The organism is Priestia sp. JNUCC 25 (genome assembly GCF_053667915.1).
The window spans coordinates 1-24,968 of the sequence record NZ_JBSJYE010000007.1; the positions used below are offsets into that span (position 1 = coordinate 1).

Sequence of the window (24,968 nt, forward strand, 5' to 3'; positions counted from 1 at the left end):
ATGAAATATAAATCTATCATCTTACTGTTCTTATGTACTGTATTTCTTCTAGTATCATGTCAACAAAAGCAAGAGAATATTAAAGATATTTCTGTCAAAAAGATTTCTTCTTTCAATACAGAAGATTGGAAAATAAATATCGTACCTAAGAAAGATCACAATAAATGGGTATACGATGTGAAAGCCACGTACTTAAAAAACAAGAGCATTGATGTAACAATAAAACCATACTCAGATAATTCTAAGTATGGATACAAAGGTTATTTAAAAGAACCTATAGTTATCCCTGGAAATTATGAATCTAAAGAGTCTGTTTATTCTAAGGAAAACAACAAGGTAAAAATAAAGTTAGAATGGACTGAAGAGAAAGAGAATGAATTGAAACAAGCAGAGGCTGAATATGAACTGGTACCGAGAACGAAGTAAAGATATTTTATGTAAATTGACAGATAAATAAATCTTATCCTTGACCATATATCTAATTCTTGGAGGAACAAATTGAAAAAACGTTTTAGTCTATACTCATTATGTTTATCAATACTTGGAATCTTTATTGGATTAGGGCAATATTTCACATCCACATATAGCTCAAATATTCTTTATGTAGGAGTAGTTATTTATCTTGTAGGCTTTACATGTGGAGTAATAGCTTTTGGAAAAAATGAAAAAGGTCTAATGAAATATTTTAGTTTGGCCTCTTTTGTTGTAATTCCACTACTTATCATGTTGAGTATGCTGCTTTTTGCAATAAACTTTGGTGAAAATTAAAAAACAGACATAGAAGCCTGTATCTTAAAAAAGATTTACATAAAAAAGAAACCTTTGCCGATACAGGCAAAGGTTTTTCAAGTTTATTGGAATAGGGGGAATACTTTATTAGTCTGGCCAGATTTATAGATTCATATACCCATATCTTCAAAAATAAATCTCATAACCCGATATACTTTAACTAAATAAATTATCTAATTATTATAATCTGTTATGTAAATAATAAAGTATTTCATATATTATTAATGTTTTACTATTTACTCCAAGTGACGACAAATACGCTGTTTTTCCACAAGATGTGTAATAGTTAACACTATTTTTAAATAAATAAATTAATCATTACTTTTATACGTTGCTTTAATGTTATTTTATATAACCGGAGTATTAATTTTGGTGTTTGGATTACATTCAATTAAATAATATATCTTATACATATAAATTGATAACTATTTATTCGGTTTTATTTAAGGCGAATCATAATTGTTTGCTTTTCGCTATGTTTTAACATTGAATAAGAATACATTAAAGCACTCTTTTTTATAATTTCTAGGCACCTGAAAAGATATTCCTTTTGTTATTTTAAACCTCATCCTTTAGTCGTAAGAATCTATTAAAAAGTTACTCTTACAGTTGGATAACAATTTCATGTTAATAAAATACAATAAAGGTAACAAACATAAGTTGTTTGAACGGATAAAATAACTAAAGGAGTGTTGAAAATGTCTGAGAAAAAACATGATTTTAAACATTACTGGAACGAAATTATTAAAGCATTAATTGCAACAAAATAAAAAAGTTTAACTTAACACAATGAGCATTTTAGAAAAAAAGAGAGAACACTAAAATATCGTATTCTCTCTTTTTTATTGATGCGCTTCTTCACTGTAGGCACCATACCAATCATATGGTTAAATTTCCATTAAAGTTTTAACAGTCTGTTTTCAGCAGTATAAATACTAGCTTTAACACGCGACTCCCAATAAAATAAACGCTCTTGGCATACGCCACAAGGAGTTAACACTTTAAAATTCGAATTTTCCAAACACAGGTACTATGAGTAACTTATATTTTATTAGCAGTTATTCTTGATGTGCTGAACCGATTACTTCTTCTACTGAATTGAACCCTCTTTGATCCATAATTTTAATCAGCTCATTATTAATATGTTTAGCGATAGAAGGTCCACGATAAATCATTCCAGTATAGACTTGAACAAGATTAGCACCAGCTGCTAATTTCTCAAAAGCATCCATACCTGTAAATATCCCCCCACTACCAATTATAGGTATTTTACCTTGTGTTTGTTTATAAACTTTATAAATTAGTTCAGTTGATTTTTGAACTAATGGCCTCCCACTTAATCCTCCTTCTTCTTTTTTATAAACCGAATGTAATCCCTCCCTTTCTATTGTTGTATTACTAACAATTAAACCTTCTATACCGGCCGATAACGCCGTTTCGACAACTTGTTCAATTTGGTTGGGTGTTAAATCTGGCGCTACTTTTAAGATAATGGGTCTATAAAGTTTTAATTCTTTTAGCAGATTATTTCTTTTATTAATAATCTGGGTCAATAGAGCATATAAATTTGTAATATGCTGTAAATCCCTTAAATTCTTAGTATTTGGAGAGCTGATATTGATAACAAAATAATCGCCATGTTTATATAATACTTCTAGTCCTTTTATGTAATCTAAAGCTGCTTCCGCATTAGGTGTAATCTTATTTTTCCCCAGATTAATACCTATTGGGAGAGGCGTTTTAGCTGTTGTAACAAAATTTTTTTCAACCTCATAAACCCCTTTACTATTAAATCCCATACGATTAATAAGACCATTATCCTCTTTAAGACGATAAAGTCGAGGCTTAGGGTTTCCTTCTTGAGGCAAAGGAGTTACTGATCCTACCTCAATTGTTCCAAATCCTAAGGCATATAGACCAGAATATACTTCACCATTCTTATCAAAACCAGCAGCTAACCCTACGGGGTTATCAAAATCCACTCCCCAATATGAGGATTTTAATCGAGGGTTTTTAACATTCATTTTTTTATAGTATTGATTTATTAGAAACGGGTTTGTTTGTAACAACTTTAAAGCACTAATACTTAAGTTATGAGCTTTTTCTGGATCTACACTAAATAGCATAGGTCTCAGAGTAGAATAGACCATGATATAATCTCTCTTTCAACTTTTTTATGAAATTTCTTTAATAATTTGTATTTAACCTCTATAGATTTAAAGAAAAGAAGCTTCCTCTTTAATCATTGCTGAATTTTTAGTATTGTAAACTTTTGAATGTGGAGGTACGGAATGCGTCAGCCATACGTTTCCTCCTATCACTGAATTTTTACCTATAGTAGTATCTCCTCCTAAAATGGTTGCTCCTGCATAGACTACTACATCATCTTCAATGTTAGGATGACGCTTAACATTTTTTATTAAGGTTCCTTCTTCATCAGCTGAAAAACTTTTTGCTCCTAATGTTACTCCTTGATATAATTTAACTCTATTACCTATAATACAAGTTTCACCTATCACAACCCCAGTCCCATGATCAATAAAAAAAGACTCACCTATTTTTGCTCCTGGATGAATATCGATTCCTGTAGACTGATGAGCATACTCAGACATAACCCTTGGAATTATTGGCACATCCATTTTATACAACTCATGTGCAATTCTATGTATACTTGTAGCTTCAAGCGAAGGATAACTCAGAAAAATTTCTTCAAATGTAGTTGCTGCCGGATCACCTTTATATGCGGCTTCAATGTCTTTTTGAAGCACTTGGCAAATATGAGGTAGTTTTTTCATTAATTCTATTACTATTTTATTTGCTCGTTGTTCCTTATACATGTAACTGTTTTTCTCATCATCCAACTCTGATTCTCCACTTATCTTTAGAATTAAATTATTTAATTCTAAAGCACACATATTCAAATTGCTAATGGTAGATGTTTTAAATTTTTCAGCTTCTAATTTATCTTTGTTTTGAACATTAAAAAATAATGCACAACGTAAATTATATAAGATATTGTGAATAGACTTTTTACCTTCTTCTCCAATCGTTTCTTTAACATACATACTACTTTTGTTCATAGAATTAAGTGAATTTACAATGATAGATGTTTCATTATTTAACCACTGAATTAAGTTCATGTACTTTTCTAGCACTCCCTATGTGAAATTATTCAACTTAAAATAACCATTAGATAAAACAACAGGACTGATAGGATTTTACACACCTACAGCCCTGTTGTTTTAAGTCATGTAGACATAGAATTACTATCCATATCTTTAAAAATTGTATTTTTAGAATAAATAAGGAAAATTTTTCTCCCTTTGATAAAAGTTATTATACCTGCAACAATTAAAACTATAGATAAACTAATATAAATATAGGGTAAAGTCGTAGAACTCATAATAAGACTAAATATGCTTAACATAATAACCCTTATTAAAGTAAAAAACGATTGAAGTAAGGTATTAATTCTTCCTATCAGATTTTTCGGAACTGTTTTCATCAATAGGGTGTTTCTTATAATCCTTACTCCAGCATTAGCTATACCTACAACCCCCATGCATAACCAAAATAAATATTTATCATTAATTAGAACGAGCCCTAAAAAAACTAAACCAAAGGCTAACATATATAGAGTTATAGTTTTAATTTCTCCCCATTTTTTAATAAGTATATAAGAGAACATCCCGACAATTACAGCCCCTACAGAATAAGAAAGCTCAGAAATTGCAAAAACTGATGGTGTATTATCGTATTTATGCGCTACGTATATAGGTGTTAAATAATTGCTTAATACTACTACCGCATAAGGAACTAGTGTCATTATAAATAAAATCATAAGCATATGATTCTTTTCTGAAAATCCCCATGCAACTTTTAAATCGGTAATCATTCGTGGCTTTTTTTCTTGAGACTTATTGTTATGGTCGATAGTTGACTGATACCGATAAAGAATTAACGAAAGAACTGCTAGTACATATAGTGCAATGTCTAAAAACATTAGTCCTTTAATTCCTAAAGGACTAAGTATCATGGCAGCTAAAGCCCCTGACAACATAGAAGCTGCCTGCCCTTCAATTTCTATTAAACTGTTAACCTTTTGATAAGAAGAACTTTTAAAAGTTTCCTGTACTAAGGCATTTACTAGAGGATAATGTAATGTAAAATAAATAGTACTTATTAAATAAACAAAAAACAAAATAATGAGATTAAAAGTAAAAATTAAACTTACTAAAGTTAAAATAGATAATAAAGCAATCATAATGGCTTGAATGCATATAAAAAATTTCTTTCTTGAATACCTGTCAATTAAAACCCCTATATTAGGGGAGACCAAGAAAGTAATGATAGAAGTTACGAGCATCATCCATCCTAGACTGCCTCCACTCTCTGGATCGATTTGAACTAAATACCAGGAAACTCCAATCATAATGAGACCTGAACCTAAAGATGCAAACAAATTATTAAGAATGATAAGTATAAGGTTTTTATCTTTCAAAAAGTTCATAATAGATCAAGTCTCCTATCTGATTCATTCAAAATTTTCCTTAGCATGATAAATAAAGGTATAAATATTTTCTAACTCTTGGTCATTCATATACATATAAGAATCTTCATTAATATTTTTAAATTTGGATAAATACACGATAATATTTTCTCGTTCTTGACTATTCATAATCTTTTTATTTCCTTTCGATAATTTAAATTATAAATCATTCCATAACTCCGAACTAAGATATCTTTCTCCAGTATCAGGTAGCAATGCAACTACTTTTTTCGGATTGTTCTCAGTTTCAACTTTTTCTGCAACCTTCAAAGCAGCATAAACCGCAGCTCCTGAGGAAATACCTACAAATAGCCCTTCTTTCTTTGGCAATTCTCGAGCTATTTCCATTGCATCTTCGTCTCTGACCGTAATAATTTCATCAATTAAACTTAAATCAGTCGTTTCAGCTATAAAACCTCCATTGAGCCCTTGAATCTTGTGAGTACCAGGTTCTCCTCCAGACAAAATGCAAGAGTTTTTTGGTTCTACAGCTACAACCTTGATAGACGGTTTTTTCTCTTTTAAATATTTAGCAATACCTGATAAGGTTCCGCCAGTTCCTACTCCACAAACAAAGACATCGATATCTCCATTTGTATCCTCCCATATCTCTCGACCAGTAGTATTCCAATGAATATCTGGATTAGCTAAATTATTAAATTGCATAGGAGCCCAAGAATTAGGGATTTCTTTTAACAACTCTTCAGTCTTCTCAGCAGCTCCTAAAATTCCCTCTGAGCCAGGAGTTAAAACAACTTTTGCCCCGAAGGCTTTTAAGATCTTTCTTCTTTCTATACTCATACTGTCAGGCATTACAATTATGCAAGAATATCCCTTTAAATTAGCTGCTAATGCTAAACCGATTCCTGTATTTCCTGATGTAGGTTCAATGATAGTGCTCATTCCTGGAATCAATAATCCTTTAGTTTCTGCATCTTCTATCATCGCTAATCCAACTCTATCTTTTACACTGGATCCAGGGTTAAACATCTCTAATTTCACAGCAATTTCTGACTTAACATGACTATTTAATTTATTTAAGTACACCATAGGTGTATTTCCAATTAAATCGAGTGCACTCTGTGCAATTTTTTTATCTGTGGTAGTTTTCAATTAGATTTTCCTCCATTCATATGTCCTATCTCTCTAATATAATTGATACTTGTTGTACCCCCACTTCGGCAACTCTTGCAGCTTCATATGAAGTTTTACCAGTCGCTAAAACGTACCCTAGGCGATCTCCATTTTTTTCTAATTTTTTGATTATCTTCCCCTTTTGAATATCTATTGAGTAATCTTGTATGTTAGGTAATTCACTTATAATCTCACTTCCAGAGAAATCCTTTACTGTTCCTGGATAATAAGTTAAAAACCTTATAGCTGCACCTTGTTTAGGGACTAAAGCGCTTATTTGAGCTTCCTCACCTAACCCCATACGTACTAATTCTTTTAAAGAAGAAAAACCAAGACTGTGTTCTACAAGATCTGGAATTTTATCTCCTGCTGGACGAGCATTAATTTCAATTAATTTTGGGCCATCTTTTGTTACTTTTAACTCTACATGGGCAATACCAAAGTCAAATCCTATTGCTTCTAATGCTTCAATAGCAACTTCATGACATTTATTAACCGTTTCTTGTGGTAGACAAGATGGAAAAATATGTCCTAATTCTACAAAATGATTATTTCCTGATAATAATTTATCTGTCACACCTAGAACGTATGTATGATTATTACAAGTAATTGTTTCAACACTTACTTCGTGACCAATCAAATATTCTTCAATTAATACTTCTTTAGAACGTCTTTGACCCCTAGTATTTTGTTGTTTGTTTTTAATGTTTTCAATATGAGTAAATACTTCTTCTTTATTTAAACATCTAATAACATCTGTACTACTTGTTTCATCTGCTGGCTTTACTACACATGGGAAAGAAATTTCATTAATAATTTGAGGTATTTCTTCCAAATCATTTATCGCCCAAAACTTAGGCGCAGGTACACCTTTTTTAGCAGAAACTCTCCTAGTTTCAGCTTTATTTCGAGCAATACTAGCAGCTTCTGGGTTTAATCCAGGAAAATTATATCTTTTTGCAATTTCTGCTGCTACAGGAACGTCGTATTCACCCATTGTCATAAAAGCTTCAAAATAGTTACTTTCAAGTTCTTCTTTTAAAGCCTCAACCACATCTTCTACAGTATTAGTTTCACAATATACATAATTGTCTACATAATCGTTGAAGTATTTTTCAGCTCCTGGTACAGCCAGATATCTATCTAAATCCCTTGTAATAAACGTAACGTGTAAGTTTAGTTCTTTAGCAATTTTCAAGGCTTGAAATCCTGACCCGGATAAATTACTTTCTAGAAATGCGATTCTCCTCATCTCATGTTCTCCTCACTAAAAATAAATTCTTTTTAAATCACGTACCATTACTTACATTAAAGCTTTGAAATTATTGAATTAGCAACTTTTCTTCTTTTAACAGATTAGACACACTAATAACTCTATGAGCTAAATCAATAGCTTTTTGAAGACTTCCTTTATTTACACATTCTAGATTTTCATTAAAATCACTATTGTCGAAGATAATTTGTTCTGTCAAAACTAGTCCATATAGCCCCCGTAAGAATGTTCTCATACCATTTAAACAATTAATGCCACCCTTACCTCCGCCAGCCGTAGCCATGATAGCAATTGGCTTATTCCCAATGTGTTCACTTGTAACAAAATCAAATGCATTTTTTAAAACTCCTGAAAAACTATTATGATATTCTGGTGAGGCGATAATAAGTCCGTCTGCTTCAATAATTTTCTGAACAAATGGTTCTGCTAACGCTCTATTTTCTAAAGAACCATCAAAGAATGGAAGAGGTATTTCTCTAAAATCAATTAAGTCAATTTCACATACTGTCTTATCTAAATTTTTAATTATTTGCTTTAACAATCCCCGTGTATACGAACCTTCTCGAATACTTCCACAAACTAGAACTAGTCTCATAATGTTTCTCCTGTATTTAACTTTTTATTTTTTGTTCTTTTTTTAATAAATTAAAATGTCGTGCAATGATCGATCCGGTAACTGCGCTCTTATTCATAGCCTCAATCTCTATATTTAAACTAACTCCATTAGTCATTTTTCTAATTTTAGTTATTGCATACGCATCTACTTTTCTTCCCTTTATTGACTTCTTTCTAGTATCAGCCAACGAAGATTGAATAATTGAATCAATAAAATCATTTCCTAAAAGCGTCTTATCATTTAGAGAGGTGCATATGATCATACTTCCCGGTACTTTTAAAGTATTCCATTGATTATTCATAATGGCAGCTATTTTATAGGGATCAGATATTGAGTAATCCACTTGATTCTTCTCATTTTGTGTATATAGTGAAGATATAAATGTGGTCTTATATCCAATTATTGGAACGCTGTTAGTTTCAAGATATTCTAATGTTAAATCTATATCTGTAAGAAGCTTTGTACCCGAAACAACCACAGCAACTTCATTCTGTGCCAATGCTTGGATATCTTCTGAAATGTCCATTGTAATTTGTGCTTCATGATTAACTCCATTAATTCCATTGGTGATACACACTTGAATTCCAGCTAAGTTTGCAATTGTTATTGTAGAGGCTACTGTCAATCCACCAGTTTCTTTCTTTGAAATACTAAAAGGTAAATCTTTTTTGTTAATACTCATCTTTCTCTTAGATATAGCAACCTTTTTAATTTGTTCACTATCTAAACCTACTTTAATTCTGCCAGCAACTAGTGCAATAGTTGCTGGCACACTACCATTTTGACGTATAATATTTTCTACATTTTCTAAAATTTCTATATTTTTAGGATAAGGTGTATTATCAAGAATAAAAGCTGATTCAATTGCTACAATTGGTTGATGATTTTCTCTAGCTGTATGTACCTCCTCTGAATAATCTAGAATGGTATTTAATTTCATTTGTTCAACTCCTATATTTAATTATTTAACCTCTGGTGACAAATTTGCCCACAAATAAAAATTCGGGTCAAATGGGACAGGTCCACCACATGTCACAAATCTTTTAGCCTCTGGTCCTGTGTAAGGATTTCTTGTACCGTGGAAAATTTTCTCACGAGAATATAGAATATCTCCAGCCTCAAAATCAATCCACTCACCATCAAGATGTACTTGCCCTTTTCCTTCAACACCTATAAATAACTCCTCTGCATGTGGATGTTGATGGACCCCAAAGTTTTGTCCAGGTTCTTGAATACCACAATGCAAACTTAAATGAGCACAACCTGTGCCAGGCCAAAATAGAAAATTCATATTAGCAGGACGTTCATTTACTTGAGTGGGATCATTTCCTTTGAAACCCTCAAAAACTGTTTCATTATTAAATAGATTATTAATTAAACGAGGCTGCGTGGATAATTTGGCTTGATCTGGCAATTTACTTTGCCAAATATACAACCGAACCTCTTCTCCTTTATTGGCTTCTACAGAGTAATTAGTTCCAGTAGGAGAATATAGCGTTGCAAATTGAGAGACTTCAACACAATTATTATCTACTGTAGCCGTTCCATTTCCTCTATGTACTACAACTACTACTTCATGACTAAAGCCTATTTGGCAACTCTCCCAAATTTCACCCTCAGGTATATCCACTACAATTCCGGTAATATTTTCAGATTCTTCTCCTGCTGAAACCGGTTTGGCCATTTTACAGCCTCTTACTTCCTCCCATTTAAAATCTTTTACCTTTAAAACTGCACCCTTATGAAAAGTATTAGTATTCAATTTCTTCCACCTCGTAATTTGATATTTAGTTTCTATATATCTAATTGTATTCGTTTAATTACAATTTAAAAATTGTAAGCTAGGTTTACTCTCTATTTACCTGTGTAAATAATGAATAATTTTAAATTCCCATCCAATATAACAGGAATTTAAAGAATATTGGTTCTTCGGAAAGCTTTCATTTTATTTAACTGTTGAAAAGGACTAGACATAAGTTCATTGAATTTGGACGGATCAAACTCTTTAAATGTTAATAATTTACCATCTGCTTCTCCAAATTCTCCATTTAGATATACTACTTTCCCTCTTCTTATAGTCATGAATGGTCTACCCTTGAGTATTTCTCCTTCGTATGCAGACCATTGGCAAAGAGAATAAATATCCTCTTTTTTCACTACCCATTCATCTTCAGGATCAATAATTGTAAAATCCGCATCTAACCCTTCCTCTATCCGTCCCTTTCTATTACTTATTTTAAACAGTTTAGAAGGGCCTTCAGCCATGACACTAACAACTTTAGAAAGAATTTCTTCAAAAGTTAAATCCGGATAATTTTTCATTAACCCTGTAATAAGTACAGGTAATATTTCTTGTACACCAGGTAAACCAGGAGGAGCTTCGTAAAAATCTCTTTTTTTCTCTTTGTTTGAATGCGGTGCATGATCACTCCCCACAGAAATCATCGTGCCATTAATAAGCGATTTCCATAATTTAAGCTGGTCTTTCTCACATCTAATTGCAGGACTAAGTTTAACTCTTGATCCAAGTTCAACGTCTTTCATTGCATCAAACCATAATTGATGAGGGGTAGTTTCAAAAGTAATAGGATATCCTGCCTTTGCTGCTACCTCTAATAACTCCACTTCTTCAGCTGATGACACATGTAAAACATGCACCTGAGTTCCATATTGTTTGACTAATTCTATCGCTTTACCAATTGCTATAATTCCCGCAGACCTAGACAAATGTCGCTCGTACTCTATTAAGTTAGTTGGTGCATTGTTGTACTGTCTAAATAGGTTTAAAGTATCTTCATCTTCAGCGTGTAAAGTTAAAATTATATTTTTTTCGGCAGCAATTCTAAAAATTTCTTCTAATTCTGTTTTATCTTTTATAACATTTTTGGCGGTATGGTGACCGGTGAGAAAAACTTTAACACTTGCTATCATATTTGAATTTAATAAATTTAAATAATAAGACTTTCCTGGTTCCACACCGAAATGAAAGCCATAATCCACCAAAGATGTCCCTTTAATTAGATTGTTTTTTTCATTAATAAGATCTACTTTACTTAAATAAGGATTAGTATTGGGCATATCTAATACCGTCGTGACCCCACCTGCAACTGCAGCTCGACTTGCTGTTTTCCAAGTTTCCTTATAGGTTAAACCCGGTGTACGAAAATGCACATGTGAATCAATAAGTCCTGGTAAAATATAATTATCGTTAGCATCAATAATTTTTTTTGCATTAAATAACATATCTTTACAGTTAGTAATTATAGCTATTTTCCCGTTTTTCACCCCAATATGGCCCTTAAAGACTTGATCTTTATAAACTAGACGGCCGTTGATAATGGATAAATCATATTGCATTTTCACTGTATCAACTCTTTCCCAATGATTTCTTTAGCTAAATCATTTACTGGTCCCATAAGGGCTACTGCGCGAGCATCTCTATAAAAGCGTTCTACTTTATTGCCTCGCATAAAACCACCTCCACCTACAATTTGTTGACATTCTCTACACACCATCTCGCTTATCTCTGATGCAAAAATCTTGCTCTGATAAGAAATGGCAGATTGATTTTTTCTAGTTCCTGTAGCAGAAATTTCAACTAATGACCTTGCTGCTTCGATATGCATATTCAATTGAGAAAGCTTAAGCTGAATTGATGACTTTTCCTCTAATTTTCTTGTACGAATATGGTTAAGCGCTAAATCGTATGCTGCTTGACAAATACCTACAGATACAGATCCAAGTGACAGTCCTGATCTTCGAATGTTAGAAATAATTTTAGGTGCAGCGCCAAGAGGACCTAAAACACAAGAATTTGACACAACGCAATCCTCTAAGTCAATAAAACCAGTAGAAGATCCCCTCATTCCTGATAAATTCAACTTAGAATTTGCTTTTATTCCAGCCTCTTGCGTTTCAAGTAAAAAGAAAGATTGCCCTGAGTTTCCATATTCACCTTCAGCTTCTACTAACGATGTTTGTACTAAAACTAAATATAAGTCTGCTAGTCCAGCACCTGTAGTAAATGTTTTGGATCCACTAATGCTCCATTTATCTTCATTTAATTTAGTGGCAATAGTGGAAAGTTTTTGCTTATTTGCTCCAGCTCCCTTTTCAGACCATGCAGAAGCTGCAATCCATTGTCCCCTAGCCAGTAAAGGTAGATATTTATTTTGTTGTTTTGTTGAGCCCCATTCCATAATTCTAGATATAACTGACATATGCTGAAATGCTATAATAGCTATAGATGGGTCAACACTTGCTATTTGTTCAATTAGATTTGAAGCGAACGATACATCTCTTTCCATACCACCATACTTTCTGGGAACTAAACATCCTAATAGCCCAGAATCTTTTAACGCCTGTATAGATTGTAGTTGTGTTTCACCGAGTTCATCTGCTGTTGTTACATTATCATTTAAAACGGATAATAATTTACTAATTCTAAAAACTAGGCTAGAATCATTTTCTGTTTTTGTGAGTGTTTCCATAAAACTTCCTCCTCAGTCCCAATATTAATTGGACAAATTAATTGCACTTTTTTATCTGAAATACTGCTATATAAAAGGTAATCTTCTAAGTCTTCACCTGTAGTAGCGCTATTAACCCCTGTATTCCCATTTTTAGTTCTAATTTTCAAACAATTATAACCATCTAATTTCTTCGCTATTTTAGACACAATAGTTCCTTTAATGGAGGCGGCTACGCCTAAACAAGCTGCCCCGGTCAGTGCTAGGGTTGGATGCCAAGAGGGAACCGAAATAGCTCGTATCGAAATACTTTCTTGATCAAAACAATCAAGCAGAGCTATTTTTGGAAAAATGCTATCTTGGCTCCATCCTAACAGCTTTATAGCTTCCTTACGTATTTCTTGTAATTTTAAAAATAATTCCTCTTCTGCTTGAAATAGATCAAATTCATTATTTATGTTTAACGCACTGGACTCAACAAATACATAAGGGTTTCCTGCAGCAATAATTGACACTTCTACCTTTCCAAAAGATGTTTTTAACATATCACTTACTTGACCTGTAGGTAGCGTCGCCCCCAGCTTAAGAGGTGGATTACTAATAAAGTGCGCTGTACATTCAATATCATCACGACTTGCCTGATCTACTTCACATACTAAACTATCATTTACATTTTCAATATATACCCTAACCCTTAATCCAGGAGTGGCTTTAGGAATCCACCCCCAGTGCATAGCTACTTTAATAGAAGCCAATATAGAATGACCGCAACTACCTTTGTAATCAAACGTGCATGGTTCTCCAGGTATTTGTTGAAAAAACATATAGTTTAGATCATACATTGGGTGATTTGAAGGCCAAATAATTGCATATTTAGTAATTTGTAAATCTTGATTCTCAATGTGATTTTTGTGAACGTTACTTAGGAAAAACAAAGCATCCTCAGGTTCTCCTGTAAATTCAGTTCCATCGACAACTACAGTAGGGGAAACACTTCCTTCTGCTTTAGCAATATGAACTAGCATTATTTAATTACCTCTTTAAGTAACGTTGATTTGTTTCCAACTGAAACGTTAAACTTATCTACCCATAATTGAAAAATCATAATAGACCATAAAGCTAACGCTGTTTCATCACTTGGATTTGTAGATTGACGGAATAAAAGTTTTTCTATCATAAGGGAATTGAAGACATTTTGACTATCGATTGTCTCTGATTGTAAAACTTCCTTAACAAAATTAAATAAAGGCAATCCAGGGCGCATCATATCATTAATAGGTAAAGTAAAAGGCTGCTTTTTTCGGAACAGAACAGAATTTGGTAACTTCTTATTTGCTGCTTGATATAGAACTCTTTTTACCTTTTCATCTTTAATTCTGAGATCATCAGTTAATTGAGAAGCAAAACTTCCTATTTTTGGCTGACAGAAAGGAACCCTAACTTCTACGGAATGGGCCATACTAAGGTGATCTACTCTTCGTAAATGATAAGAAGGTAAACGGTATTGCCTTTCAAAATCTAAAATAGTATCCAAACGATTTAATGTTGAGTTTTCTAGTTTATTTGCTATAGCGTCTGATACTTTACCATTTTCATTTAGAAATGCTCGGTAATCGTCACTATAAATATCCCATCTGGTGGTTTCATTGATGGCCCCTAAAGAATTCACATAAGGTTTTATCCAATCCCCAACAGCAGATAATGCATTAACATAACGACCGTATCCACCAAACATTTCGTCTGCACCATCCCCTGAAAGAGCAACTTTGAAACCTGCTTTGTTAACTGCCTCAAAGAGCGCATAGCTACTCAAAGTAATAGGGTCCGCATTAGGTTGCCCTAAATGTTTTACCACCTCTGGAAGAAGGTTTTGAAATTCTTTAGGATCAAGTTTGATCTCATGATGTACACTATTACAAAAATCTGCCACTTCTCTAGCATAAATTTTTTCATCAAATGGCCAATCGCCAGTATAAGATATATTAAAAGAATGAATTCCAGATTTATGTTCATTCGCCAACGCTGTTACAAGACTGGAATCTAACCCTCCACTATTAATGGTAGCTACAGGAACGTCAGCATCTAAAAGTTGCTTTATCTCTTCTGATAAATAACCTTTTAATTTTTTACTTGCTTCACTAATATCTTTTGTTGGATCATCAGATAAAACAAATGTTTTATAATTATTTATCTTAGGTACATCATTTAAAACTACTCTCATTAGAGAAGAAGGAGGTAATGTATAAATATCTTCAAACATTGTATGTTCACCGAATATCGACTTTGTTGTTAAGTAAGAATCAATACCTTGTAGCCAAAGTTTTTTTGGTACTACATTGAATTCTAGTAAAGACGGTAACTCTGACGAGAAGAACAATGTTTTACTTTCATTATTCCAATAGTAATATAGAGATTTAATTCCTAATGGATCTGTAACAAGTGTTAACTTGGTATGGTGTCTAGTATCGATAACAGCAATAGCAAACATGCCATCTAAATATCTTACAAAGTCTTCTCCATATTCTAGATACAATGCAGGAATAATCGATCCATCACACTCATCATCAAAGCTATACCCCCTTTCTTTCAACATGTTTCTAAGCGCTTTGTGATTATAAATCTCTCCATTATATACTACCCGTATATGTTCACCAATTTTATAAGGCTGCTTCCCCCCTTCCAAATCAACGATAGCTAAACGATTATTTCCAATGGCCCAGGTGTCGCCTTGTTCTATAGTCTGACTATCAGGTCCTCCCTGTATTTGTAACATTGAAACATTACTTAATACTTTCTCATTTATTCTCTCATTGCCTAAAAAACCGAAAATTCTACACATAGGTTTACTTCTCTCCTATTCCATATTTTTAAAAAAGAAAAATATTTACCTTTTCATTGTAGAATTGAATTAAAAATTAAAATAGACGTAAAGTATGTTAAGTATTTTATTATCCCCTGTAAAAAACATATTAAATGAAAGTCAAAAGGTAACTTACTCTCCCTCATTGTGTTAAAATAAGGATAAGCATATTACTAAATAATGGAGGAACAATCAGTGATTGGAAAAAAAATTAAAGAGGTCCGAACCGATCTCGGACTATCACAAAGACAGCTAGCTGGGAATGAAATAACCAGAGCATACATCAGTATTATTGAAAAAGGTCACGCTGTCCCTTCCGAAAAAACTTTAAAAATTATTGCTCAAAGGCTGGAAAAGCCTATAGAGTATTTCTTAGGGGAAACTCAAGAAGAAAGCTTAGAAATATGTGATGCTATACTAGAGAGAGCTAAACTAAAAATATCAAATAATGATCTAGATGCTTCCCTTAAAATTATTAATAAAGTTTTTGCAATGACTCAGGATAAACAATTATTAGGAGATGCATACATACTATTAATGCAAGTTAATACAGAATTAGAATGTTTTGAAGCTGTTCTAGAAAAAGGAGAAGAGGCTCTACCAATATTGCTTGAATTAAAAGATAGGGAATACTTGGTCAAATTCTACTTGTACATGGGGAAAGCAGCATTCCGAACAGAAAGCTTTTCTACAGCAAAAAAGTACTACAAATTTGCTATTAAATATAGTAATCAATTAAAAAAACTTCAATTAGAAAGAATTCAAGCTTTAACTTATTTAGGAACAACTAATTTACGTCTAGGTGTTTGTTTAGAAGCTATAGAAGCATATCGTACAGCCGCTGAAGAGGCATCTTTAACAGACGATTTTTCACTAAGAGCAGATGTATATCTAGGCTTGGGAAAAGCATATTTTTTAAATGATATGAAAGAAATGGGCATAGATTGGACTAAACAAGCAATTGAAAACTATCATGAAATTAATTCAGAACAAGAAGTTTTAGCATTGCATAATTTAGCTATCATGGAAGCAGATATGGGGAATAAAGAAGAAGTTTTCACTCTTTTAAGTTCTTGTCTTGATAAATATAAACAAAAGTCACAATACCGACAACAAGCACTAGTCTTAGAAGAACTGTCTGTTCTTTATTTAGAAAAAGGTAAAATAAAACAAGCACGAGAAAACTGCAGCCTAGGAATCAAACTCCTTGAAGAAGAGGAGAATGGTATTTTAAGAGCACGTCTTTATAGGTTAATGGGAGTAATTCTTCATTGTGAAGATCAATCTGAACAATCTTATTATTTTTTTAGAATGAGTTATGATTTGTTAATTCGATTGAAGTCTACTGACGAAGCATCAATTAGTTTAACTTTATTGAAAGCTAATAATGAGCAGGATATTAAAACTATTTTCTTTAAAAATTATAAACACTATTAAAAACTTTTCCTTAATTTGATTTTGGGAGACTGACCCCATTTTTAGGGATAGAGTTTAAACCACCTTTTAAACAACTAGTTTCAGATATTATATCGATAACTGGTTGTTTATTTTGGTCATCAACTAGTTGTTCCTCTCGTTTTATGTTCATTATTCTCGCTGTTTCCCTCTACTTCTTTCAATTTTAACTTCCATCATTAAAATTTCTGATACACATTCTTTTTAAAATATTAACCTGTTGTCTTAAATAGCTATCTTCTAATTGAAGTCTAATAGTTTAGTTTTCAAAACAGAGTTTTTTTCTGAATGAAAATCCCTTTTACACTGGCTGTTCGAGCCGATTAACCTCTTCCTTTTTTATATAATTTCATCATATGTATGGTTATGAATTTTCAAGTGTAATAACACTTCTTTGAAGTTCTACCGGCTAATCTCATTTCAATTACCTTTCTTTTTATTTCTACTGAAAAACCTATTTCTTTGCCACGTAAAAACACCTTCAAGCGATGGTTAGGTACTCCCTACCTAGTTTTCAACTTAAAGGTGTTTTTATGTTTCGCAATATTAAGGATTATTTTCCTAACAGTGCGTTTTTTATTTCATTATGTAAAATTACTCCCCTACTTGACCATTGACCATCACATATTTCAAACTTGGATCGAATTGTTTAAATCTCTCTTATGGATTAGGATCATTTAATGCTACTTTGTCCATTACAATAATTGGATTAGGGTCATTCAATGCTACTTTATCCGTTCCAATAATTGAATTTAAATTGTTTAAGCCCCATACTCCACCTATGATTGCCACCCCTAATCCTACTTTAATAATTAAACTTTTACCTGATAATTTCATTCAAACCATCCCCTTTGTTTATCTTTAATTAAATTATCCAACATTTCACACAAATGAATAATCCGTTAAGTTTTATTTACCTCATGTAAATAAAATTAATTTTGATTGTGGTATTACTTAAGGTTTAAAAACAGGTATATTAAAGGTTTTCAGACTTTAGTCGTAGATATAAATTATAAAATTACTTTTGTAGATGGATCATAATTAAATGGATTTTTTATACAGTAAAGGAAACGAATAAGAAATGCGTTAATAGTAAAATAAAGTTAAAGGAACCTTTAGAATAAAAAAATAATAACTACACGAAGACTTTAAATAATAAAAAACAGGATTTTAAATACTATTGGAATCAGATAATTAAATCATTAATTATAACTAAGTAAGAAAGCAAAAACCTTTGAGGCTTCTTTCTTCTTCAATAAAAGGATTAAAACGCATTTTAAACAACCATTTTTCCGTATTATATCGGTAACTGGTTGTTTATTCTGTTTAAATTCACTCATCCGACATTTTTACAGTAATCATCATATATATTGATTTGTAGAAAAAGCGTATTTCAGACTCCGGTAACTCATGACAATAATATTGAAATAAGAACTTTATTTATTCTCTACTGGTCGGTTAACTTTTACCTTTATAAAAAGCTTATGTTCGGGAGTATACATCCCGTTTTTAACTTAAAAGTATTTTATTTGTCTTACTTTAAAACCCCACCTATGGTTAATATAAGAGTATCTACAGATATTTTTGCTAACAATTCATCAAAACAAAAAAAGTTTCTTTGTAATACATTAAGGTACTCATCTTTTAAGGCCGCCCTCAAAATTTGCTATTCAATTAATTTAAGTGCAGTTCATCGTAATCCATCTAACGAACGAATTCATTCGAAATACAAACTGAATATTACCTATATTTCGAATTTTTCGTAAAATATATTGTTACTTCATAATATCAATTGTTGTTTGTTTCACATTTTTTTGATATTATATCGTTTAGTACGATAAAAAAATCAGAAAGGAAAAAATTATGAACATAAATGATATTAACGAAGCATGGACAGATTTATATTATTACTTGCACTACCATCATGAAGATTCCTTAACCCACCAGAATATTAGATGCATGCAAACTGTTAAAAAAAATGATAAAGTGACTGTACAATACCTTTCAGAAGTACTGAATATCCGACATCATACAACTTCTGAACATGTTAAGAGGCTTATACAAAAAGGGTTTTTACAAAAAAGACGTTCTTCTCAAGATAAAAGGGTTGTCTACGTAACATTAACACCTCGCGGAGAAGAGGTACTTAAGAGAAATACAGAGTTAGATGAAGCAAAATTACAGACTTTCTTGAACACCCTTAGTCCTGAAAAACAGAAACAGATTTTTGAATTGTTTTCTCTATTAAGGAAAGAAGTTAAAAATACATTTTCACCTTAAATCTATTCTAGTTACTAGTAAATTCTTTAATTTATATACAAGGAAGGAGTGTCCTATATATAGTAGTTAACAGTTACTTAAAACAAGGGTTTACAATGAATACTTTAAAGAAGAGATAGTGCATACCTAGGTCAAGTTAAATACTTCATCATCTATAGTAAGTAATTTAAAATTTGATGATATTAAGAGGATTTAAAGCCACATCAATAAAATGATAAAGTATGGATACTTAAATATAATAAAACTTACAAAAACAACCCGATCTAATATCTAGACGCAGATTAGAAACAGGTTGTTTTGTTCTTAGATCAATTTAACTTTCAAAATATAATAGCATTTTACTTAAAAAGCATTCCTTTCAAAACAAAAGCGACATTGGCTGGTCGTTCAGCCAAACGCCTCATAAAATAACCATACCAATCGTCACCATAAGGTACATACACCCTTACTTTATAACCTTCTTTTACTAGTTTTACTTGATATTCTTTTCTCATCCCATATAGCATTTGAAACTCAAATTGATCAGTGGGGATACCATGTTTTTTGACTAAATGCTTAGTATAGTCAATAATACGCTCATCATGAGAAGCTATAGCTGTATAACTTCCATTTAAGAGATGCATTTTAATAATTCTTTTATAGTTCTTATCTACATCTTCTTTATTAGGAAAGGCGACATTAGCACTTTCTTTATAAGCTCCTTTTACCAATCTTAACGAAACACCCTTCAACTTTTTTATATCACTAGTGGATCTATATAGATAAGCCTGTATAACTGTGCCAATATTATCATATTTTGTTCTCAATTTACCTAATAAATTAATAGTCTTTTCACAATTTTTGTAGTCTTCCATATCTATCCTTACAAAAATATTATATTTTTTTGCAACTTCTAAAATACGTATCATGTTACTTTCACATAAATCAAGGTCCATATTCAAGCCAATTTGTGTTAATTTAAGTGATAAATTACTATCTACTTTCATAACATTAATAGCTTCCAAAGTGTTAATACAAGATTCAGTTGCTTCAATAGCTTCTTGCTCATTTGAAACAAATTCTCCTAAATGATCTAGTGTACAAACTAAACCCTTTTCATTTAAACTTTTCACCTTATTAACAGCTTCTATTATTGTTTCACCAGCAATAAACTTTTTAGCCCCTAGACTTAATCCCCATCTCTTGGCTATCGTATTTAAGCTATTATTTCGGGAAATAAAAAGAAAAAATTTTTTCATGGGTGCATCTAAGATCGTCATCTTTTAGTACCTTCCTATACATCGCATCATTATTTATTTTGAATATTTCGATATTTATATTTGAACTTCATACTGAAGTAAATCTACAGCAATCTTTGCTGAAGTAGCAGCCTCTATAGCAGAAATCCCCTCGCTTATTACATATCCTAGTCTATGATAGCTACTAGAAACCTTTTCTACCTTAAATGGAAAATTAATTGTATGAATTTTAACTACGCCAGAAATATTTTTTGCCTCCTCAATATTATCTACATCGACATAATTACCTAATTGTTCAGGCATACAAAACTGTATAGCTGCAAATTTAGATTTTGTGAATTCCAATTTCGAATTTTTTCCTATAGCTTGATTTAAAACAGCTTCAACCATATTTATACCTGTAGCCATTTCAACTAAATCTGGAATACAGTCACCAGCTAGCCTTGGATTAATTTCAACTAAATATGATTCATTATTCTTAATAATAAATTCAATATGTGCTGCACCATACTGTAAATTAAATGTAGACAATAATTGAATACAAGATTCTTCCAAATTTACTATTGGTCTAAGATTATTTGATGTTACATGGCCACTTTCCACTGCGTGATTACCATAAATATCTTTTTTTGTAACAGAAATAAGTTTCCATCCCTCTGAGGTATATAACATTTCTGCAGAGTACTCTGATCCTTTTATATACTCTTCTATAAGCCATCTTTTTTCCAAACTATATCCACGTTCATTTTTATCCCTAGTTCTTTCCTCTTGTAAAGCTACTTCCAATTCATCTCGATTATTACAGATAGATACGCCATTACTACCACTATCATCAACTGGCTTTAAAACACAAGGGAAATTAATAGGTAAATTCCCAACATCTGTACTAATGTCTACTATAAGAAAATTAGGCTGCTTAAATAAGGACTTTCCAGATTCTCTATCAAAGTGTTCTCTCATTAAATGCTTATATCGTACTAATTTTAAAGCTTCTAAATTTGGGGCTTTAAGGTTTAAATTTTCAGCAATTTGTGCGGCAGGAATTAAATGATAATCGTCGAATGCTAATATACCATCAAATACGTAATCAAGATTGTTAATTTTTAACATCATCTTTTCGATATTATATGTATCTATAGTTAAAATTTCATCTGCAATATCTAAAGGGTTGTTTACCTTTATTGAATTATATTGTGTAATATCGCTAGTCCAGAAGTGTACTTTATAGCCTTTCTCTTTTGCTATACCCATTGCTTTTGCACCTGTTCCCGTTGTATTTGTCTCAATAAAAAGTATATGTTTCATCTTTTTTCTTCCTCTCTTAAATTCTTTATTAATTATATTTAGGCATACATTAGATTGTTAGTTTCTTTATTAGCCACCTTTTTGACAACATCTTTAATAATCTTAGCAGCCACAATTATATCTAATTCACTAATATGTTGATGTACAACTACACGAACTATGTGTGGGAGCCATGAAAAAACTAATAAACCCTGTTCTTTACAAATGTCTGCAAATCTTTGCGAATCAATGCCCAATTCACTTATATCGATAAATAATATATTTGTTTCAACTTCACTCTCATTGATATTTATTCCGTCGCTATCATTTAAGCTATTGGCTAATAACTTTGTTAATCTATGATCCTCTTGTAATCTCTGTAAGTTATTCTCTAAAGCAAATTGGGCTGCTCTTGCATACATTCCTATCTGGTGTAATCCACCACCAAATTGTTTACGATACTTTTTAGCTGTATTGATAATTTCACCATTACCCATCAACATAGATCCAAACGGAGCTCCCAGTCCTTTTGCAAAGCATACAGAAAAAGTATCCACATTTTGTGCATATAAATCTAAAGGAATACCAGTTGCCACATGGGCATTAAATAACCTTGCACCATCCATATGTAAATTTAAATTATTATCTTTAGTAAAATCTCTTAGCTCTTTAATTGTATCTAATGGGAAAACCTTACCCTGATAATAATTAATAGTATTTTCTATACTTACTAGTTGAGGCCGTGCATATAAGTAACCACGCGGCTTTGCATTAATTAACTCTTCAACAATCTCGGCTCTTAACAAACCATCTCCTGTTTTAGTTGTATTAGGTACTACCCTATTTAACATTACAGTAGAAGCACTTTCATAAAATGAAATATGATAATTAACTTCAGTAATAATTTCATTACCTTCATCTACTTGACTTTTTATGGCTAATTGATTTGACATAGTACCACTTGGAACAAATAATGCACCTTCAACTTGAAATAATTCTTTACAGTATTCTTCAAGCATATTTACACTCTCATCTTCACCATAGCAATCATCACCAACTTGAGCATCATACATAACTTTTTTCATCATCTCTGACGGTGTAGTTAGAGTATCACTTCTTAAATCTATCATTTAATTCACTCTCCATAGTTGTTATTTTTCTTACCTTCATAATATTCAGACAAAAATGTATTTTGTAATACAAATAAGTTATATTACAAAATGATTTATTTAAGAAATTGTTATTTACTTACTACTATTATTTTTTTTTGTTTCTTAAAAAATAACAAGCTAAATATTGTTAGTAGTATAGGTATTAATAAGGTTATACCTATTATGTAATAAGCTTGTCGTATACTATATTCACCGATATATCCAATAGTTATCGATGTTGCTATACCAAGTATTAAACCTAACATGGAAATTAATGTCATAACCCTGCCTACAAACATACTCTCTACATACTTATAGACAAGAGATTTGGATAGTACCTTTACGTTCCCTATAAAAAAGCCTATCACTATATATAGAAAAAAGGCATTTAAGTAATGGGTAGACATACTAAATAAAACAGTTATTCCTCCAAGCATAAAAAAGGATAATATTAGATAATATGCATCTCCTTTTCTCGTGGCTATCCACAAGCAAAAAGCCACAGAAATAAAACTTCCTACTCCAGCTGCACTATCTATAAGTCCAAGCGTAAATTCATTTCCTTTTAATATATTAGAATTAAATGGAGCAATTAAAATATTAATTGCGCTGAAGAAAGGAGTTGCAACACAAGCAACGATACCGATACATAGCAGTCCTTTATTTTGACTAAAATATTTCCACCCTACTTTTATTTCATTAAAATAAGCTTTGTAACTTTCTTCTCCTTTAGAAATGTGATTTTCTTCAGAGTATACTCGTAATAGTTTAAGGTATAACAATGCTCCAATTAAATATACAAAACTAGTCAACAATAGAGTCATATTAATCCCAAAATATTTGAGTAATAGTCCAGCTAGAATTGCTGAACTTAAAAGACCTACTTGCCAAGCGGCTTGTGTAAGAGATGCACCTTGGATATACTCATCTTTTCCTAACATTACTTTAATCATACTTTCAGCTGTAGGGCTTAATATGTACCATGCAATATAACTTAAGAAAATAGATGTATAAACAACAAATAAAGATGATATACCTAAGTAACTAAAAATAGGCACCATTCCAATGAATAATAGTCTAGCTACGTTACAGCTTAATGCAATCTTCGCTTTATTGAACCGGTCAATAAAAACTCCTATTATTGGTGATAAAAATATAGAAGGTAGCATTGTCAATATAAGCATATATCCAATTGACATAACGGATCCTGTATTTTTAGAAACAATTACAATAATAGCAAGGCTAAATATTCCTTCTCCAAACATAGTTACAAGTGAAGCAATAAAAAAAGATAAAAATGTTTTGTTTTTTAAAATAGATAAGTTACTCATTTCCCCCTCCTTACTAATAATACATCTTACAAAGCGATATATATGGGATAAAAAAAAGAAATTAATCCCAAAAAACATCTTTACATACGATATAATATCGTAATGGTTGCTCTCTGTCAAAGGGAATTTATTTATTTTTCATACAATTTATTTTATTTAGAAATAATGAGAGCCCTTATTATTTCATTCCAATAATACCAAAAATCTTTTTTAACAATTTTGGGTTTATTTTTTTCCTGAAACATATTTTTTCCTCCTATACATTGTAAAATATCGTATTATACGATATTTTAACAAAAAGTATTACAGTAATCAAGAGTATTAATAGTTATACTTAAACTTTATTAAATAGCTTTTCAATGTCTGTATTATACATTTTTGTGTATTCCTAGCCTACATATTTCTCCTATTGCTAGATCCCGTATCATTTCTAACTTTACCTCGTAGAAATAAGAAAGTTTACTATAGTATTTGTTAATGATGTCAAATCATGATTCGCTGCTTTACTTTCTGCTTCGACCCTCCTTCTACCTTCCTAG

Annotated in this window: 22 protein-coding genes; 4 read left to right on the plus strand and 18 right to left on the minus strand. The window is 31.6% G+C overall.

Going from position 1 to position 24,968, the window contains the following annotated elements; translation table 11 throughout:
- Together JNUCC25_RS28765 and JNUCC25_RS28770 are read left to right on the plus strand one after the other, a co-directional pair.
- Positions 1-426, plus strand: a complete 426-nt coding sequence (locus tag JNUCC25_RS28765; RefSeq protein WP_180896779.1) for a hypothetical protein — start codon at positions 1-3, stop codon at positions 424-426.
- Between the two features lie 72 nt (positions 427-498).
- Positions 499-768, plus strand: coding sequence for a hypothetical protein (locus JNUCC25_RS28770; protein WP_454223579.1), 270 nt, complete (start codon positions 499-501; stop codon positions 766-768).
- A 1,079-nt stretch (positions 769-1,847) separates the two neighbouring features.
- Here JNUCC25_RS28770 and JNUCC25_RS28775 read toward each other — a convergent pair.
- From JNUCC25_RS28775 to asnB, 13 genes are all read right to left on the minus strand, one after another.
- Positions 1,848-2,939 (minus strand): quinone-dependent dihydroorotate dehydrogenase, encoded by a 1,092-nt coding sequence (locus JNUCC25_RS28775; RefSeq protein ID WP_454223580.1) that lies wholly within the window; start codon positions 2,937-2,939, stop codon positions 1,848-1,850.
- Between the two features lie 66 nt (positions 2,940-3,005).
- Positions 3,006-3,929, minus strand: a complete 924-nt coding sequence (epsC, locus tag JNUCC25_RS28780) for a serine O-acetyltransferase EpsC (RefSeq protein ID WP_454223581.1) — start codon at positions 3,927-3,929, stop codon at positions 3,006-3,008.
- A 107-nt stretch (positions 3,930-4,036) separates the two neighbouring features.
- Entirely contained in the window at positions 4,037-5,299 is a 1,263-nt protein-coding gene (locus tag JNUCC25_RS28785) for an MFS transporter (RefSeq protein ID WP_454223582.1), read from the minus strand.
- A 24-nt stretch (positions 5,300-5,323) separates the two neighbouring features.
- Positions 5,324-5,467: a BH0509 family protein gene (locus JNUCC25_RS28790; protein ID WP_394530840.1), complete on the minus strand. Its 144-nt coding sequence runs from the start codon at positions 5,465-5,467 to the stop codon at positions 5,324-5,326.
- Between the two features lie 30 nt (positions 5,468-5,497).
- Positions 5,498-6,451, minus strand: coding sequence for a cysteine synthase A (gene cysK / locus JNUCC25_RS28795; protein ID WP_454223583.1), 954 nt, complete (start codon positions 6,449-6,451; stop codon positions 5,498-5,500).
- 25 nt (positions 6,452-6,476) lie between these two features.
- Positions 6,477-7,724, minus strand: a complete 1,248-nt coding sequence (locus tag JNUCC25_RS28800) for an ATP-grasp domain-containing protein (RefSeq protein ID WP_454223584.1) — start codon at positions 7,722-7,724, stop codon at positions 6,477-6,479.
- A gap of 70 nt (positions 7,725-7,794) precedes the next feature.
- Complete coding sequence (locus tag JNUCC25_RS28805) at positions 7,795-8,340, minus strand: NADPH-dependent FMN reductase (protein WP_454223585.1); 546 nt, start codon at positions 8,338-8,340, stop codon at positions 7,795-7,797.
- A gap of 16 nt (positions 8,341-8,356) precedes the next feature.
- A complete protein-coding gene (locus JNUCC25_RS28810) occupies positions 8,357-9,301 on the minus strand; it encodes a pseudouridine-5'-phosphate glycosidase (protein ID WP_454223586.1) in 945 nt (314 codons plus the stop codon).
- Between the two features lie 21 nt (positions 9,302-9,322).
- Positions 9,323-10,123: a cupin domain-containing protein gene (locus JNUCC25_RS28815; RefSeq protein ID WP_454223587.1), complete on the minus strand. Its 801-nt coding sequence runs from the start codon at positions 10,121-10,123 to the stop codon at positions 9,323-9,325.
- A 149-nt stretch (positions 10,124-10,272) separates the two neighbouring features.
- Complete coding sequence (locus tag JNUCC25_RS28820) at positions 10,273-11,718, minus strand: dihydroorotase (protein ID WP_454223602.1); 1,446 nt, start codon at positions 11,716-11,718, stop codon at positions 10,273-10,275.
- Positions 11,719-11,720: 2 nt separating this feature from the next.
- The gene (locus JNUCC25_RS28825) at positions 11,721-12,851 is read right to left on the minus strand and encodes an acyl-CoA dehydrogenase family protein (RefSeq protein ID WP_454223588.1); all 1,131 of its coding nucleotides are present in this window, start codon (positions 12,849-12,851) and stop codon (positions 11,721-11,723) included.
- Positions 12,812-13,855 carry a PrpF domain-containing protein gene (locus JNUCC25_RS28830; RefSeq protein ID WP_454223589.1) on the minus strand — a complete coding sequence of 348 codons (1,044 nt, stop codon included), beginning with the start codon at positions 13,853-13,855 and terminating at the stop codon, positions 12,812-12,814. The genes JNUCC25_RS28825 and JNUCC25_RS28830 overlap by 40 nt, the downstream gene beginning before the upstream one ends.
- Positions 13,855-15,669, minus strand: a complete 1,815-nt coding sequence (asnB, locus tag JNUCC25_RS28835; protein WP_454223590.1) for an asparagine synthase (glutamine-hydrolyzing) — start codon at positions 15,667-15,669, stop codon at positions 13,855-13,857. Before asnB ends, JNUCC25_RS28830 begins: the two co-directional genes overlap by 1 nt.
- A 216-nt stretch (positions 15,670-15,885) precedes the next feature.
- Between asnB and JNUCC25_RS28840 the strand changes: the two genes are divergently transcribed.
- On the plus strand, positions 15,886-17,127 hold the full coding sequence (locus JNUCC25_RS28840) for a helix-turn-helix domain-containing protein (protein ID WP_454223591.1): 1,242 nt from the start codon (positions 15,886-15,888) through the stop codon (positions 17,125-17,127).
- 678 nt (positions 17,128-17,805) lie between these two features.
- Here the strand turns inward: JNUCC25_RS28840 and JNUCC25_RS28845 are convergent.
- Entirely contained in the window at positions 17,806-17,982 is a 177-nt protein-coding gene (locus JNUCC25_RS28845) for a hypothetical protein (RefSeq protein ID WP_454223592.1), read from the minus strand.
- A 1,026-nt stretch (positions 17,983-19,008) separates the two neighbouring features.
- Here JNUCC25_RS28845 and JNUCC25_RS28850 point away from each other — a divergent pair.
- Positions 19,009-19,425, plus strand: coding sequence for a MarR family winged helix-turn-helix transcriptional regulator (locus tag JNUCC25_RS28850; RefSeq protein ID WP_454223593.1), 417 nt, complete (start codon positions 19,009-19,011; stop codon positions 19,423-19,425).
- A gap of 338 nt (positions 19,426-19,763) precedes the next feature.
- On the opposite strand, the gene JNUCC25_RS28855 is transcribed toward JNUCC25_RS28850, so the two are convergent.
- From JNUCC25_RS28855 to JNUCC25_RS28870, 4 genes are all read right to left on the minus strand, one after another.
- Positions 19,764-20,684, minus strand: coding sequence for a proline dehydrogenase family protein (locus JNUCC25_RS28855; protein ID WP_454223594.1), 921 nt, complete (start codon positions 20,682-20,684; stop codon positions 19,764-19,766).
- A 54-nt stretch (positions 20,685-20,738) separates the two neighbouring features.
- Complete coding sequence (locus JNUCC25_RS28860; RefSeq protein WP_454223595.1) at positions 20,739-21,968, minus strand: ATP-grasp domain-containing protein; 1,230 nt, start codon at positions 21,966-21,968, stop codon at positions 20,739-20,741.
- Between the two features lie 38 nt (positions 21,969-22,006).
- A complete protein-coding gene (locus JNUCC25_RS28865; RefSeq protein WP_454223596.1) occupies positions 22,007-23,077 on the minus strand; it encodes a threonine aldolase family protein in 1,071 nt (356 codons plus the stop codon).
- Between the two features lie 110 nt (positions 23,078-23,187).
- Positions 23,188-24,429, minus strand: coding sequence for an MFS transporter (locus tag JNUCC25_RS28870; protein WP_454223597.1), 1,242 nt, complete (start codon positions 24,427-24,429; stop codon positions 23,188-23,190).
- Positions 24,430-24,968 lie beyond the last annotated feature (539 nt).